13 protein-coding genes are annotated in these 14,938 nt (G+C 72.0%); 3 read left to right on the forward strand and 10 right to left on the reverse strand.

From position 1 onward, the window contains the following. Nucleotides 1-121: 121 nt before the first annotated feature. The 3 genes from ACERMF_RS05370 to ACERMF_RS05380 form a co-directional block, all read right to left on the reverse strand. Nucleotides 122-2,098, reverse strand: a complete 1,977-nt coding sequence (locus tag ACERMF_RS05370; RefSeq protein WP_373668004.1) for an acetoacetate--CoA ligase — start codon at nt 2,096-2,098, stop codon at nt 122-124. Nucleotides 2,099-2,200: 102 nt separating this feature from the next. Next, nucleotides 2,201-4,444, reverse strand: a complete 2,244-nt coding sequence (recG, locus tag ACERMF_RS05375) for an ATP-dependent DNA helicase RecG (protein WP_373668005.1) — start codon at nt 4,442-4,444, stop codon at nt 2,201-2,203. Next, the gene (locus ACERMF_RS05380; RefSeq protein WP_373668006.1) at nt 4,441-6,045 is read right to left on the reverse strand and encodes a DAK2 domain-containing protein; all 1,605 of its coding nucleotides are present in this window, start codon (nt 6,043-6,045) and stop codon (nt 4,441-4,443) included. The genes recG and ACERMF_RS05380 overlap by 4 nt, the downstream gene beginning before the upstream one ends. 250 nt (nt 6,046-6,295) lie before the next feature. Between ACERMF_RS05380 and rpmB the strand changes: the two genes are divergently transcribed. Continuing rightward, nucleotides 6,296-6,502, forward strand: coding sequence for a 50S ribosomal protein L28 (gene rpmB / locus ACERMF_RS05385; protein ID WP_373668007.1), 207 nt, complete (start codon nt 6,296-6,298; stop codon nt 6,500-6,502). Between the two features lie 169 nt (nt 6,503-6,671). Beyond that, nucleotides 6,672-6,908, forward strand: coding sequence for an Lrp/AsnC ligand binding domain-containing protein (locus ACERMF_RS05390; protein ID WP_373668375.1), 237 nt, complete (start codon nt 6,672-6,674; stop codon nt 6,906-6,908). On the opposite strand, the gene thpD is transcribed toward ACERMF_RS05390, so the two are convergent. The 6 genes from thpD to ACERMF_RS05420 form a co-directional block, all read right to left on the reverse strand. Beyond that, complete coding sequence (gene thpD, locus ACERMF_RS05395; RefSeq protein ID WP_373668008.1) at nt 6,898-7,830, reverse strand: ectoine hydroxylase; 933 nt, start codon at nt 7,828-7,830, stop codon at nt 6,898-6,900. The genes ACERMF_RS05390 and thpD overlap by 11 nt on opposite strands. Then, the gene (locus ACERMF_RS05400; protein ID WP_373668009.1) at nt 7,823-8,269 is read right to left on the reverse strand and encodes an ectoine synthase; all 447 of its coding nucleotides are present in this window, start codon (nt 8,267-8,269) and stop codon (nt 7,823-7,825) included. The genes thpD and ACERMF_RS05400 overlap by 8 nt, the downstream gene beginning before the upstream one ends. Before the next feature lie 15 nt (nt 8,270-8,284). Continuing rightward, nucleotides 8,285-9,571, reverse strand: a complete 1,287-nt coding sequence (gene ectB, locus ACERMF_RS05405; RefSeq protein ID WP_373668010.1) for a diaminobutyrate--2-oxoglutarate transaminase — start codon at nt 9,569-9,571, stop codon at nt 8,285-8,287. 110 nt (nt 9,572-9,681) lie between these two features. Beyond that, the gene (gene ectA, locus ACERMF_RS05410; protein WP_373668011.1) at nt 9,682-10,182 is read right to left on the reverse strand and encodes a diaminobutyrate acetyltransferase; all 501 of its coding nucleotides are present in this window, start codon (nt 10,180-10,182) and stop codon (nt 9,682-9,684) included. A gap of 267 nt (nt 10,183-10,449) precedes the next feature. Beyond that, complete coding sequence (locus tag ACERMF_RS05415; protein ID WP_373668012.1) at nt 10,450-11,523, reverse strand: D-alanine--D-alanine ligase family protein; 1,074 nt, start codon at nt 11,521-11,523, stop codon at nt 10,450-10,452. Nucleotides 11,524-11,577: 54 nt separating this feature from the next. Beyond that, the gene (locus tag ACERMF_RS05420; RefSeq protein ID WP_373668013.1) at nt 11,578-12,786 is read right to left on the reverse strand and encodes a PLP-dependent aspartate aminotransferase family protein; all 1,209 of its coding nucleotides are present in this window, start codon (nt 12,784-12,786) and stop codon (nt 11,578-11,580) included. A gap of 160 nt (nt 12,787-12,946) precedes the next feature. Between ACERMF_RS05420 and ACERMF_RS05425 the strand changes: the two genes are divergently transcribed. Continuing rightward, nucleotides 12,947-13,855: an SDR family oxidoreductase gene (locus ACERMF_RS05425; protein ID WP_373668376.1), complete on the forward strand. Its 909-nt coding sequence runs from the start codon at nt 12,947-12,949 to the stop codon at nt 13,853-13,855. 19 nt (nt 13,856-13,874) lie between these two features. On the opposite strand, the gene ACERMF_RS05430 is transcribed toward ACERMF_RS05425, so the two are convergent. Then, the gene (locus ACERMF_RS05430) at nt 13,875-14,864 is read right to left on the reverse strand and encodes an NAD(P)H-dependent glycerol-3-phosphate dehydrogenase (protein WP_373668014.1); all 990 of its coding nucleotides are present in this window, start codon (nt 14,862-14,864) and stop codon (nt 13,875-13,877) included. Between the last annotated feature and the right edge of the window lie 74 nt (nt 14,865-14,938).

Raw genomic sequence — 14,938 nt, forward strand, 5'->3', positions numbered from 1 at the left:
GTCGCACACATCCGGACCGGGACTAGGCCGGTCGAAGCCACCATTCGGGCCCCGTACGAACGGGCAAGCAGCCGCTCCCGGATACCAACCGTCATCCGCGCGCCGTGCGCACGATTCTGGTTCAGTGCGTGCGCGTGGGTGCCGACGCGTACGCGTCGAGGCTCGACGGGTTGGCCATCGCGCCGGGGTTGGCGACCTGCTCCAACGGCTCGCCCTCGAGCAACCGCTTGACCGGCACCTCCATCTTCTTGCCCGAGATGGTGCGCGGCACCGCAGGCACGGCGTGGACCTCGTCGGGGACGTGACGTGGTGACAGGCCCGCACGGATCGCCGCGGTCAGCCGCGCCCGCAGTTCGTCGTCGAGTTCGGTGCCTGGCGTGGTCACGACGAACAGCACCAGCCGGTCCGGGCGACCGGCACGGGCGTCGAGGTGGACGACGAGGGAGTCCGCCACGCCCTCGACGTCCTCGACCACGGCATAGAACTCGGCCGTGCCCATGCGTACCCCGCCGCGGTTGAGCGTCGCGTCGGAGCGCCCCGTGATGATGCACGTCCCCCGCTCGGTGATCTCGAGCCAGTCCCCGTGACGCCAGACCCCCGGGAAGTCGTCGAAGTAGGCCTCGCGGTAGCGCCGACCGTCCGGGTCGCCCCAGAACCCGACCGGCATCGACGGCATGGGCCGGGTGATGACCAGTTCACCGCGCTGACCGATCACGGGCCGCCCATCGGGATCGAACGCCTCCACGCGCGCACCGAGGCAGCGGCACGGGATCTCGCCGGCGTGGACGGGCAGGAGCGGCGCGGCGGCGACGAACGCCGTGCAGACGTCGGTCCCACCGGAGGCGGAGACGACCTGGACATGCGCGCCGACGGCGTCGCGCACCCACCCGAAGCCCTCGGGCGGCAGCGGCGAGCCCGTGGATCCGATCTGCCGCAGGTGCGTCAGGTCGAACCGCTCACCCGGGCGCAGCCCGGTCTTGCGGCAGGCCATCAGGAACGGGGCTCCGACGCCGAACACGTCGACGCCGGTCTCGGCGGCCAACCGCCACAACGTCGACGGGTCCGGGTGGGCCGGATCCCCGTCGAAGAGGACGACGGTGGCACCGACCGCGAGTCCGGAGACGAGGTAGTTCCACATCATCCAGCCCGTGGTGGTGAACCACGTGAACACCGATGTCTCGTCGAGATCGTGATGCAGCCCCAGGATCTTGACGTGCTCGAGCAGAATGCCGCCGTGGCCGTGCACGATGGGCTTGGGCAGCCCCGTCGTCCCCGAGCTGTAGAGCACGTACAGCGGGTGGTCGAAGGGCACCGCCTGCGTCACCGGCTCCTCGGCAACGGTGTCCATGAAGGTCGCCCAGGACCGCGCGCCCGGGAAGGCGTCCACGTCCGGCTCGGTCTCGAGGTAGGGCAGCACGACGGTGGCCCGCAGGCTCGGCAGGGCGTCGCGGATCGCCGCCACCTCGTCGACGCGCGACACGACACGGTCGCCGTAGCGGTAGCCGTCGACGGCGAACAGGACCTTCGGCTCGATCTGGCGGACGCGGTCCACGACGGCCTTGACCCCGAACTCGGGGGCGCACGAGGACCAGATGGCGCCGATCGAGGCGCAGGCGAGGAAGGCCACGATGGTCTCGGGCAGGTTGGGCAGGTAGCCGACGACCCGGTCACCGGTGCCGACGCCCAGGGCGCGGAGCCCGGCGGTCGCTCGTGCGACCTGGTCGCGGAGCCCCTCGCGGGTCAGGACCACGTCGTCGCGGGTCTGCGACCGGGCGACGACGGCGGGCCGGTCACCCCGCCAGCGCAGCACCTGCTCGGCGTAGTTCAGGCGGGCGCCGGGCAGCCAGATGGCGCCGGGCATGCGGTCGTCGGCGAGGATCCGCTCGTAGGGCGCGGCGAGGGGCAGGTCGAACCACGCCACGATCGCGGCCCAGAAGTCCTCGAGGTCGTCGACCGACCAGCGCCAGACGTCGTCGTAGGTGGGCAGCTCGAGCCCGCGGGTCCGCTCGACCCACTGCACGAAGCGGCCGAGGTTGGTGCGGTCGCGCGCGTCCGCCGACGGCTCCCACAGCAACGTCCCGAGTTCGACCTCGCCCACGCTTGCCCTCCTCCCAGGCGCTCCACGCCAACGCTAGTGCGGGCGGTTCCGCGACCCGGCCCCGCCGGCGCGACGGTGCTTCGTGGTCGTCGTCCCCGCGCGTCAGCCGGTCTCGAGCGCCGCGAACGCCCCGAGTTCGTCCGACGCGTCGACCTCGACCACCTCGACACCGCGCCCTTCGAACCGGCGGGCCACCTCGGCCCGCAACGGCCGGTGCTCGGGCGTCTCGAGGTCGGGATCGGCCGCCACGATCGCGCGGGCACGCCGGCGTGTCTCCTCGATCAGCGGCTGGTCGGTGCGCAGGTTCGCCAGCTTGATGTCGGACTTCGCGCCCGACTGGGTACGGCCGAACAACATGCCGGTCCCCCGCAGTTCGAGGTCCTTCTCGGCGAGCGCGAAGCCATCGGTGGTGGCGGCGACGGCCTGCAGACGCTCGAGGGTGCCGTCCGGCAGCTCACCGCCGGACCAGCCGGCGAACAGCACGCAGTAGCTGGTGCCGCCTCCCCGACCGACCCGGCCGCGCAGCTGGTGCAGCTGACTGATGCCGAACCGCTCGGCGTCCTCGATCACCATGATGGTCGCCTCGGGCACGTCGACGCCGACCTCGATCACCGTGGTGGCCACCAGGACCTGGGCCTCGCCGGTCCGGAAGCGGGTCATCGCCGCATCCTTGGCGTCGGGCCGCATGCGGCCGTGGATGAGCTCGACGGTCAGGTCGGGGAAGACGTCGGCGGCCAGCCGCGCGTGCTCGGAGGTCACGTTCCTGGCCGGGAGCTCCCCCTCCTCCACCAGTGGGCACACGACGTAGGCGCGGCGGCCGGCGGCGGCTTCGTCGCGGATGAACGCGTACAGCTTGTCGCGGCGCCCCACCTGGTCCGGGGTGATGAGCTGGGTGGTGATCGGCTCACGCCCGGGCGGCAGTTCGTCGAGCACGGTCACGTCGAGGTCGCCGTACCAGGTGAGCGCGAGCGAGCGTGGGATCGGGGTCGCGGTCATGACCAGCACGTCCGGCATGATCTCGGGCGCATCGGGATCCAGGCGCGGGCCGCCCGCCTTCTCCTTGAGCCGGACCCGTTGAGCGACGCCGAAGCGGTGCTGTTCATCGATGACCACGACGCCGAGGTCGGCGAACCTCACCCCCTCTTCCAAGAGCGCGTGCGTCCCGACGAGGATGTCGAGCTCACCGGTCATCAGCTCCGACAGCAGCCGCCGCCTGACCTTGGTCGGCGTGGACGAGGTCAGCAGCTCGACCCGCACACCGTCGAGGACGTTGACGCCCAATGGGGCCAACAACGTGGTGAGCGTGCGGAAGTGCTGCTCGGCCAGCACCTCGGTCGGGACCATGAACGCGGCCTGGCGGCCGTGGTCCACCGCATTGAGCAGGGTCCAGACCGCCACCACGGTCTTGCCCGAGCCGACGTCGCCCTGCAGCAGGCGGTGCATCGGTCGCCGGCCGCCCAGGTCCTGGGCGAGCTCGACGAAGGCGCGCTGCTGCGCGCCGGTCGGTGGAAACGGCAGCGCGTCGAGGAACGCCTGGGCGCGCCCGTCGGGCACCGGGGCGTTGTCGAGCCCCATGACCTCGGCCTCGAGCTGTGCCCGTCGGCGCTGCACACCGAGCTGCAGGGTGAACAGTTCGTCGAACACCAGTCGCCGTCGCGCCGCCCGCCGGGTCTCGTGATCGGGTGGCAGGTGGATGCCACGCAACGCGGCATCGAAGCTCAGCAGGTCGAGCTCGTCGAGCAGCGACTCGGGCAGCCAGTCCGGCAACTCGGGCAGCTGCTCGAGGGCGGCTTCGACCAGGTTGGCCAGCTTGAACGAAGGCCACGCCTCCGTGGCCGGATAGACCGCAAGGAGGCGCTGATGACGCAGGCGCTCGGCCGCGGCGTCGGGGTCGATCCCTGCGGCGACCCGGCCGATGACCTCGACGTCGGGGCTGGCCAGTTGCAGGTCGTTGCGGAAACGCTTCACCTTGCCGCTGAAGGCGGCCACGGTGCCAGGCGCGAGCTGATTGGCGCGCCAGGACTGGTTGAAGAACGTCACCACGAAGACCCGGCCGCTGGCCTGGCGCACCTGCCCCTCGGCGATGTCCAACGGTCGTCGCTGCCCGCGCTTGGGCACGCGACGGCGGTTCCAGCCCAGTACCTCGCCGATCAGCGTGGCCGGTTCGTCGGTGCGCACCTCGGACAGGTCGAGCACCTCGCCGGCGTCCTGGTAGCGGCGCGGGTAGTGCTCGAGCAGATCGCGGATGGTGATGATGCCGAACGCCTCGGCCAGCGCGTCGCGGGCCTTCGGCCCCACGCCGTCGAGCGCGTCGACGCGGTCCTCGAGGGAGCGGAGCGGACTCACTCGACGCCGACCCAGAAGAGCGCGGGCCGCTGGCCGGCGTCCACCACCTCGACCTCGCCGCCGGCGAGCTCGTGCACCACACCGACGGCGCCGTCACGGCTGATCTCGTCCACCTCGGCACCGACGAGCAGGGTGACCAGTTCCGCGTCGGCGACGCCCAGCGAGGAGCAGACGGCCTCGAGCGCGAGCACGGCGTCCTCGCAGGCGCGCACGACCCGGCCCTCGACGACCGCCAGCAGCTGCCCCCGCCGTACGCGCCCCACGGGGGTCTCGGCGTCGCGGACCGCCGCGACCACCTCGCCGGCACGCACGGCCTCGGCGGCCGCGGTGACGTCGGCCAGCACCCGGTGTGCCGGCGCCTGCGGATCCAGCACGGCGAGGGCGGCCAGCACCGCAGGCGGCGACGAAGCGGCCGCGACGACGTCCAGGGGGCGTCCGCCCTCGGCCGACGACACGGCGACCGCCTGCTGGGCCGCCGCGATCCCGTTGCGGTGCCCGGGCAACAGCAGGATGCGCTCCGCGACGACCGAACCGACGGCGTTGAGCAGGTCGGCGACCGAGGGCAACGCCCCCGATCGGCCCGAGACGACGGCGGCTCCGGCCTGTTCCGCGAGTGCGGTCAGCCCGTCGCCGTGGAGCACGGCGACGGCACCGACGGTCTGCGGCGGGCGCGCCGCCCGGTTCGCCGCGATCTGATCCGCGAAGTGGGTCACCTCGATGTCGCTCGGCGTGCCGAACCGCAGTCCTTCCTCGACGGCCGCGCCCACGTCATCGGTGTGGACGTGGACGTTGAGCAGGCCGCCGGCGGCCACGACCACCACCGAGTCGCCGAGCACCTCGAGCCGACGTCGCAGCGGCGCCGCGTCGGCGTCGTCGGCGTCGAGGAGGTACTGCACCTCGAACCGGTGGCTGAGCGGCCCATCGCACACCTCGGCCATGCGCGTCCGCGGGGCTTCCTCGACGACCGGCGGGTCCTCGCCGGTGAGATGGCCGTGCACGGCCGCGAGCAACACCTCGAAGCCCCGGGCGCCGGCATCGACGACACCCGCCTGCCGCAGCACCGGCAGCTGATCGCGGGTGCGTTCGACGGCGGCCCGGGCCTCGGCCACCACGCGAGCCGAAGTGGCGACCAGGTCCTCGCCGGCCGCGACCGCGGCACGGGCTTCGTCGGCTGCGCACCCGATGACCGTGAGGATGGTGCCCTCGACCGGGTCGGCCACCGCCTCGTAGGCGAGCTCACGGGCGCGCTGGAGGGCACGTGCGTACACCTCCGCGTCGACGGCACGCTCGCCGCTGACGACCTCGACGACCGCGCGGACGACCTGGCTGAGGATCACGCCCGAGTTCCCCCGGGCGCCGCGTACCGCGCCTCGGATCACCGCCGCGGCCCGCGCATCGGCCGCCGCGTCCGCGACGGTGCGCAACGCCTCGAGCCCGGCGCGGACCGTCAGCGTCATGTTCGTGCCGGTGTCGCCATCGGGCACCGGGAAGACGTTGAGGTCGTCGATGGCGCCGCGCCGTGCCGCGAGTGCCGCGTGCACCCGCTCCAGCAGTGCCGGCAGCTCCGCCGCGGCCAGGGGCGCTCCCCCGCGCTCCGCCACGCCACGTCCTTCCCGCCGTCGTCCGAGACGCACGGGAACCGAGGCTAACGGGTGCGGGGTCACGCTCGCGCGTGCCAGGGCCGGCTGGTAGGCTCCTGCGGTCGCCCTGTCGGGTCGACACGAGACCGTTCGCGTGTGGCGCGTAGCGCGCCGAGCACGAGGACGGTCTTCTCCGGTCCCCCGGACTCATCCCGGTCGCGCCCCTGCGTGGCGCACGTTCCGGGTCCGCGCATCGAGAAGGACTTCCATCATGGCCTCCGTCTGCAGCTACTGCGGCAAGAAGCCCTGGTTCGGCAAGCAGGTCAGCCACTCGCACCGTCGCTCGAGCAAGCGGTGGAGCCCCAACATCCAGCGGGTGAAGGCGTTCGTGGGCGGTCGCACCGTCAAGGTCGACGTCTGCACGGGCTGCCTCAAGGCCGGCAAGGTCACGCGTCCGCCGGTCAAGACGCCCAGCTGACGCCAACGCGGGGCTGACGCCCGCACCAACGCAACGAACGCCGCGTCGACGTGCTCGACGCGGCGTTTCGTCGTGTTCCGCCCCCGAGCGGCCCGCCGTTTTCCCCGCCCCGCGAGGACGCCGGCCGGTAGGGTGCGTCAGCGGTGCGAGCGAAACGGGAGCGCGCGTGGTGGACGTCTCGGCCTACATCCTCATCCAGACCGAACTGGGCAAGGCGGCGGCGGTCGCGCGCGCCGTCGCGGAACTACCCGGCGTCACCGAAGCTGCCGACGTCACCGGCCCCTACGACGTGATCGTCAAGGCGTCGGCCGGCAACGTCGACGAACTCGGCCGCATGGTGGTCTCGCGGATCCAGGGCATCGACGGCATCACGCGCACGCTGACCTGCCCGATCGTCAACCTCTAGGCACGGGCTGCCACGTGGTGGCGGCAACGAACTGGGGGCGCCGGGACGGGGCGGCGAACGGTTCCTCGACGCCGTTGTCGACCGAGTTGTAGACCAGGAACACGTTGCTGCGCGGGTAGGGCGTCTGGTTCTCCGACGAGGCATGCATGAGGTTGCAGTCGAAGAACACCACCGACCCGGCCCGTCCGGTGAGCTGACGGATTTCGCGGCCCTGGCCGACGATGAGCTCGTGCAGGCTGTCGTGGTCGGGTGTGCCGACCTCCTGCTTCTTCAGCGACGCCTTGTAGTGGTCCTCGGGCGTGGCACCGACGGTCGTGACGAACGTCCGGTGGGAGCCGGGGACGACCATCAACGGGCCGTTGTGCGGGTAGTTGTCGGTCAAGGTGACCGACGCCGACAGGCACCGCATGCGTGGCATGCCGTCCTCGGCGTGCCAGGTCTCGAAGTCGGAGTGCCACCAGAAGCCCTTGCCGACGAAGCCCGGTTTGACGTTCACGCGGCTCTGGTGGATGTAGACCTCCGAACCGAGCAACTGACGCGCCACGTCGGCGACCCGGGGGTCGGCCGACAGGCGCCCGAACAGCGCATCGGACGCGTGGACCTCGAAGATCGAGCGGACCTGGTCGGATTCGAGCTCGGTGATGGTGCGTTCGTCGGCGCGGACGGCCGGGTCGGCCGCGAGCTCGTCGAGGCGGCCCCGGAATCCGGCGATCTCGTCCGCGGAGAACACCTCCGGCAGAACCAGGTAACCGTTCTGCTCGAAGGCGTCCAGCGCCGCCTGGTCCAACGGGCCGTCGTCGACCCCGCCACGGGTGGTGGGCTCGGAGCGCTCCAGCAGTTGGGGCGTGTCGCTGACCCGGGTCGGGTAGTGATCCACGCGCAGTGCGTCGGTCCGGTCGCGGGTTGTCTCGGTCCTAGCCATGAACGACCCCCCTGGTCTGGTCGTCGGTTTCGTACGTCGGCGGGGCGGTCTCGACCGCCTCCGCGGGCGGGTAGGCGCCGTCCGGTCCGTGCACCTCGCGGCCGGTCAGCGCCGGCGTGAACACGCACACCATGCGCAGGTCCGTCTCGGCGTGCAGCGAGTGCCGCTCGTGGCCGTCCAGCACGTAGAGCGTCCCGGGCGCGATCGCATGCTCCTCCCCCGTCTCGAGATTGGTCAGCGATCCGGTGCCCGCGATGCAGTAGACGGATTCCCGGTGGTGGCGGTAGTGCATCTCGGTCGTGGTGCCGGCGTGCAGAACGGTGTCGTTGAGCGAGTAGCCCAGGCCGTCCTGCGCGAGCAGGAAGCGGCGACTGGACCAGGTCTCGGCGGTGACGTCGCGGTCGGTGCCGACCAGGTCACCGAGGCTGCGGACGATCATGGGAAGCCTTTCGGTTCAGGCGGGCTGGGGGGCCAGCGGGACGGCCGCGGTGGCGGGGACCGCATCGACCACGGCACGGACCAACAACTCGAGGCCCTCGTCGAGCTCCTCGTCGCTGATGGTCAGCGCCGGCAGCAACTTCACGACCTCGTCGCGCGGACCGGAGGTCTCGACGATCAGCCCGAGCGCGAACGCCGCGGCACAGATGTCGGCGGCGAATCCCTCGGCGCACGCGAGGCCCTGGACCATGCCACGTCCCCGGCGTTCCGCCTGCAGGACCGGATGGGCCGCGGCGAGCCGGTCCAGGGTCTGCGCGATGACGCCGGCCTTGCGTTCGACGTCGCGGGCGAGCCGGTCGTCCTCCCAGAACCGCAGGGCCTCGGTCGCGGTGACGAAGGCCGGGTTGTGGCCACGGAAGGTGCCGTTGTGTTCGCCCGGGTCCCACACGTCGAGTTCGGCGCGGAAGATCGTCAGTGCCAGTGGCAGCCCGAAGCCGGACAGCGACTTGGACAGCGTCACGATGTCGGGCTGGATGCCGGCCGGCTCGAAGCTGAAGAACGTGCCGGTCCGGCCGCAGCCGGCCTGGATGTCGTCCACGATCAGCAGCACGTCGTGACGGCGGCAGACCTTCTCGAGGTCCTGCAACCACTGCATGGAGGCCGTGTTGAGGCCACCCTCGGCCTGGACGGTCTCGACGATCACGGCGGCCGGCAGGTCGAGGCCGCTACCGCTGTCGCGCAGCAGCGAGTCGAGGTAGCCGACGGTGTCGACGTCGGCGCCGAAGTAGCCGTCGTAGGGCAGGTTGGTGCCGGCACCCAGCATGATGCCGGCGCCGCCGCGCTTGCCCGCGTTCCCCGAGACCGCCAGCGAGCCGACGGTCATGCCGTGGAAGGCGTTGGTGAACCCGATGACGCGGTCACGGCCGGTCACCTTGCGCGCCAGCTTCATGGCCGCTTCGACGGCGTTGGTCCCCGTCGGGCCCGGGAACTGCACCTTCCAGTCGCCCATGCCGCGAGGCGCGAGGACCACCTCGTTGAAGCGCGCGAGAAACCGTTCCTTCGCCGGCGTGTAGGTGTCCAGCGAATGGACGACGTGGTCGCCGAGCAGGTAGTCGACGACCGCCTGCTGCATGGCGGGATCGTTGTGGCCGTAGTTGAGGGCGCCGGCGCCGGAGAAGAAGTCGAGGTAGCGGCGCCCGTCGACGTCCCACACCTGCGAACCGCGGGCCCGTTCGAAGGTCGCGGGCCAGTTGCGGCAGTAGGAGCGGACCTGTGACTCGTGCTGATCGATGATCGCGTTCACGGGGTTCCTTGGGTGTCGGTGTGGTCGAGGGCAGTCGGTGGTCGGCGCCCGGCTCGTGCCTGCACGCGTCACGACCACCGGCGGACCGGCGGACGACGACGACGCGCCGCTCAGTCCGGCGGCAGCGGCCCGATGCGGAGGGCGATCTCGGGCTCGTGCGCGCCCACCTCGGCGGGAAACACCTCGGCGGGGAAGCGTTCGCGCTCCTCGCAGCGGACGCCGAGGTGGCGCGCGGTGCCACGGAAGAGGGCGAGCGAGGCGGCGTTGGAGGGGGTGACCGTGGCGGTCAACCAGGTGGCGCCGCGGTTGCCGGGCCGGGCCAGGAAGGCCAGCAGCAGGCGGCGGCCGAGGCCGCTCCCGCGTTGGCTGGGCGCGACCGCGACCTGCCAGACGAACGCGCAGTCGGGATCGTTGGGCGGCCGGTGACCACCGACGAACCCGATCGGCTCGGTGCCCGCGCTCGCGACGACCGTCGAGTCGGCGAAGTCGGTGCACCACAGCAGGTAGGCGTACGGGGAGTTCAGGTCCAGCGAACCGCTGTCACGCGCCAATCGCCACAGGTCCGCAGCGTCGTCGGCTGCGGGAGCGCGGAACGTGATCAGGTCGACCATGACAACCGCTGGTCTGACCGCGACGCCGTGCTTCGCACGCGTGTCCCGGCCGGGGCCGTCGGGCTGACCCCGCCAGCGTGGACTCACCTCCAGGTGTTCTCGCCAGTCGCACCGGTCGCGGGCGGAGGCCCGGCGCCTCGGTACGCGGCCACCGTACGCGGGTACCCCCCGGGGCCCGCAAGCTCCAGGACCCCACCTCGCGGACGGGCACGGCGCTTGCATCTGCCCGCTGGCTCCACTATTCGCGCGGGCGTAGCGTTCGCTTCGTCACGCGTCGGTGGCCAACGCGAGGTCGAGAAGGCGGTCGACCAGTTCCGGGTAGCGGACACCCTCGGCGTCCCACAGGCGTGGGAACATCGAGTTCGGCGTGAAGCCGGGGATGGTGTTGATCTCGTTGACGAGCAGTTGCGCGTCCTCGGTGAGGAAGAAGTCGACCCGCGCCATGCCCCGACACCCGATCGCCCGGTACGCCTCGCGCGCGAGGTGGTCGATGCGCTCGGCGACGTCGTCGGCGACCTCGGCCGGCACGACCAGTTCGGACTCGACGAGGTACTTCGCCTCGAAGTCGTAGAAGTCGTGGGACGGCCGGATCTCGCCCGGTGCCGTCACCGCGATGTCCTCGTTGCCGAGAACGCCCACCTCGAGCTCGCGGGGGGCGGCGAAGCCCTGCTCGACGATCGCCACGTCGTCGTAGCCGTACGCCTCGACGAGCGCGGCGCCGAGCTCGTGGCGCTCCCCGACGCGCCCGATGCCGATCGAGGACCCCTGGCGTGCCGGCTTGACGAACCAGGGATAGGGCAGGCGGTCCTCGAGGGTCGCCGCGACCAGTTCGGGGTCGGCATCCCAGCGGCGGCGGTGCACGGTCGCGTACGGCCCCTGCGGCAACCCGCGGGCCGCGAACGCCGCCTTCATCGCCCCCTTGTCGATCCCGATCGAGGACGCCGTGACGTCGGCTCCGACGTAGGGCACGCCCACCGTCGCCAGCAGCCCCTGCACCGTGCCGTCCTCACCCCAGGGTCCGTGCAGGACGGGGAAGGCGACGTCGATGCGTCCGACCACGCGCGCGGATTCGCCGTCCTCGTCGACCTGGATCAGGCGCGCGCCGTCCTTGCCGCCGACCAGCGCCACCGTCGGGCCCGCGTCGGCGACCTCGGGCAGTGGCCGGCCCGCCGCGGACTCGATGACGCCGTCGGTGAGCGTCCACCGTCCCTCCCGGGTGATGCCGACCGGCACCACCTCGTAGCGCGAGCGGTCGATGACGGCCAGCACGGAGCGTGCCGACAGGCACGACACCTCGTGTTCCGAGGAACGGCCGCCGTACAGCAGCAGGACGCGCTTCATCGGGGGGCTCCTGACTTCTCGGTGGCCTCGTGCGAGACCGGTTGCTCCCGCGCCTCAGCGCGGGGGGTGGATGGCCGACAACGCCTGGCGGACGTCCGCCCGCAGGTCCTCCTCGTCCTCGATCCCGATCGCGAGTCGGATCGTTCCAGGGCCGAGACCCGCGGCGGCGAGCGACGCGTCGTCGAGCTGACGGTGACTGGTGGAGGCCGGGTGCAACACCAGCGAGTGGGTGCCGCCGAGGGAAGCGGCGCGGGCGAACACCTCGCAGGCATCGGCGAAGCGCTCGGCGGCGTTGCGGTCGGGCAGGTCGAACGACAGCACGCCGCCGAACCCCCGCCCGCCGAACAGCTCTGCGGCGAGCGCGTGTTGCGGATGGTCCTCGAGCCCGGGATAGCGCACGACCTCCACGGCCCCGGAGTCGACGAGCGCGTGGGCGACGGCCGACGCGTTGGCACTGGCAGCGCGCATCCGCAACGGCAGGGTCTGCGCGCCGCGCACCACCAGCCACGACTCGAACGGCCCCAGCGAACCACCGAGTTCGAAGGTGTGCTCCCGCACGGCGGCCACGACGGCCTCGTCAGCCGCGACCACCCCGGCGACGACGTCACCGTGCCCGGCGAGGTACTTCGTCGCCGACTCGACGACCGCCGTGGCGCCCAGCGCGTAGGGCCGGCACAGGTAGGGCGAGGCGAAGGTGTTGTCGACCACGAGGGCAACCCCGCGTTCGCGGCAGAGGGCCGCCATGCCGGCGACGTCGGCGACCGCCGTGGAAGGGTTGGCGATGGTCTCGACGTGGACCACCGTGTGCGACGCCTCCAGCGCATCCTCGAGCGCTTCGACGGTCAGCAGGTCGGCGTGGTCGACCTGCCACCCGGCCTCGTCGGTGAGACGGCGGAACAACGCCCAGGTACCGCCGTACAGCCGCGAGGTCGACAGGACCCGCCCCGCGCCGCGGAGCACCGAGAGCACCGCATGGATCGCGGCCGTCCCCGACGCCAGCGACCACGCGGCCGGCGCCTCGTGCAGCGACGCCACCAGGCCGTGCAACGTGGTGGCGGTGGGGTTGTCGTAGCGGCCGTAGACGTAGCCGGGGGCGGTATCGGTCAGCAGGTCACCGACCTCGGAGGAGGTCGGCATCGCCCAGGTCGCCGAGGGCCAGATCGCCGGACCGACCGGCTTCTGCGCCACCTCGGGCACGATCGCGGCGGCCTGGACCGCCCGCGTCGCGAAGCGTCCCCTCGGGCGGGGCAGAGACGGTTCCACGCGCGCGGACCAGACGTCGGAGGACGAATTCGCCGGCAGCCTAGCGAGGGCATCCGGAACGGTTCCGTCCGGTCCGTCCCACGTCGCTAGGGTGCGGCCGCACCGGGAGGAGCGGCGACCGGCCGCCCTCGACCAGGCAGGAGGAAGCCGCGTGGCCCAGATCGACTTCGATGGACGCGTCGCCATCGTCACCGGCGCCGGCGGCGGACTCGGACGCAGCCATGCCCTGCTGCTGGCCAGCCGTGGCGCGAAGGTGGTCGTCAACGACCTCGGCAGCAACCGCGCCGGCGAGGGCGGGGGCTCGGAGATGGCCGACGCGGTCGTCGCCGAGATCCGCGACGCGGGTGGCGAGGCGGTCGCCAACTACGACGGCGTCCACACCTGGCAGGGCGGCGAGGCGATCGTCGCGAGCGCCATCGACGCCTTCGGGCGCGTCGACGTCGTGGTCAACAACGCCGGCATCCTGCGCGACGTCTCGTTCGCCAAGCTCGAGGAAGCACAGCTCGACCTCGTGCTCAAGGTCCACCTCTACGGCGGCTTCCACGTCGCCCGTGCCGCCTGGCCACACCTGCGCGAGCAGGGGTACGGGCGCATCATCAACACCACGTCCGGTTCCGGCCTGTACGGCAACTTCGGCCAGGCCAACTACTCGGCGGCCAAGCTCGGCCTCGTCGGCCTGACCCGCACGCTCGCCCACGAGGGCGCCAAGTACGGCATCACCTCGAACGTGATCGCCCCGATCGCCGCGTCACGGATGACCGAGGACATCATGCCGCCGGAGCTGCTTGCGCGGCTCGAGCCGGACTACGTCTCCCCGCTGGTCGCCTACCTCGCCTCCGAGGCCTGCACCGACACCGGCCGGATCTACTCCGTCGGCGGCGGCTACATGGCGCGGGTCGCCATCCTCGAGGGCGAGGGCGCCACGTTCGACGGTGTGCCCAGCCCCGACGAGGTCGCGGACAAGTGGGAGGCGATCCAGCAGGTCGGACCCGGCTCGGCGGAGTTCACCCAGGGCGTCATGGAGCAGACCGGAAAGATCGTCCAGGCGCTCGGCATCTCGTTCGACTGAGCCGCCGTTCGAGCCCGGCTCACATGCCGTAGATCTCCGGCTTGGCCGAGCGCTGCAACAGCGCCTCGACCAGGTTGCCGGGATCGTGTCCGGCGTGGCAGACCGCGACCACGCCCTCCGTGATCGGCATCTCGACGCCGGCGCGTTCGGCCAGGCCGAGGATCGCTCGTGACGACTTGACGCCCTCGGCGACCATGTTCATCGAGGCGATCACGTCCTCGAGCGATTCCCCCTTGCCGAGCCGCTCGCCGACGGTGCGGTTGCGCGACTTCGGCGACGTGCAGGTGGCGACGAGATCGCCCACCCCCGCCAGCCCGGCGAACGTCAGGGCGTTGCCGCCGAGCGCCACGCCGAGGCGGACCATCTCGGCCAGGCCGCGGGTGATGACGGCGGCCATGGTGTTGTCGCCGAAGCCCATGCCGTGGGCCATCCCGGCCGCGAGCGCAACCACGTTCTTGACCGCGCCGCCGACCTCGACCCCGATCTTGTCCGGGTTGGTGTAGACCCGGAAGTAGGGCGCCATCACCGCCTGCTGCACCCGCTCGGCGCGCCGCTCGTCCGGGCTCGCGGCCACGGTGGCCGCCGGCAGACGTTGGGCGCACTCCTTCGCGAGGTTGGGCCCCGACACGACGACGACGCGGTCCGGATCGCAGTCCAGCGAGTCACGCACGACCTGGCTGGCGAACCGCAGCGACGCCACGTCCACGCCCTTGATCAGGCTCACCAGCGTGGCGTCCGAAGGGATGTACGCGCCCCAGTCGGCCAGCTGCTGCTCGATGCCGACCGACGGGACGGCGAGCACCACCACGTCGGCGTCGGCGAGTGCGGACGCGGGGTCGGAGGTGGCCTCGAGCCCGTCGGGCAGGCGCACGTCGGGCAGGTAGAGGTTGTTGGTGCGCTCCCGGGCGATCTCGCCGGCGACCGCGTCGCGGCGGGCCCAGATGGTCGTCGGCTCGCCGGCGTCCACACACATGATGCCGAACGCGGTTCCCCACGATCCGGCTCCCATGACCGCGACCTTGCCCACGAAACGTCTCTCCCGTCGTCGCGCCGGGTGGCCTCCGGCCGCGAGACCCTACCGGG

Source organism: Egicoccus sp. AB-alg6-2, from assembly GCF_041821025.1.
Taxonomy (GTDB): domain Bacteria; phylum Actinomycetota; class Nitriliruptoria; order Nitriliruptorales; family Nitriliruptoraceae; genus Egicoccus.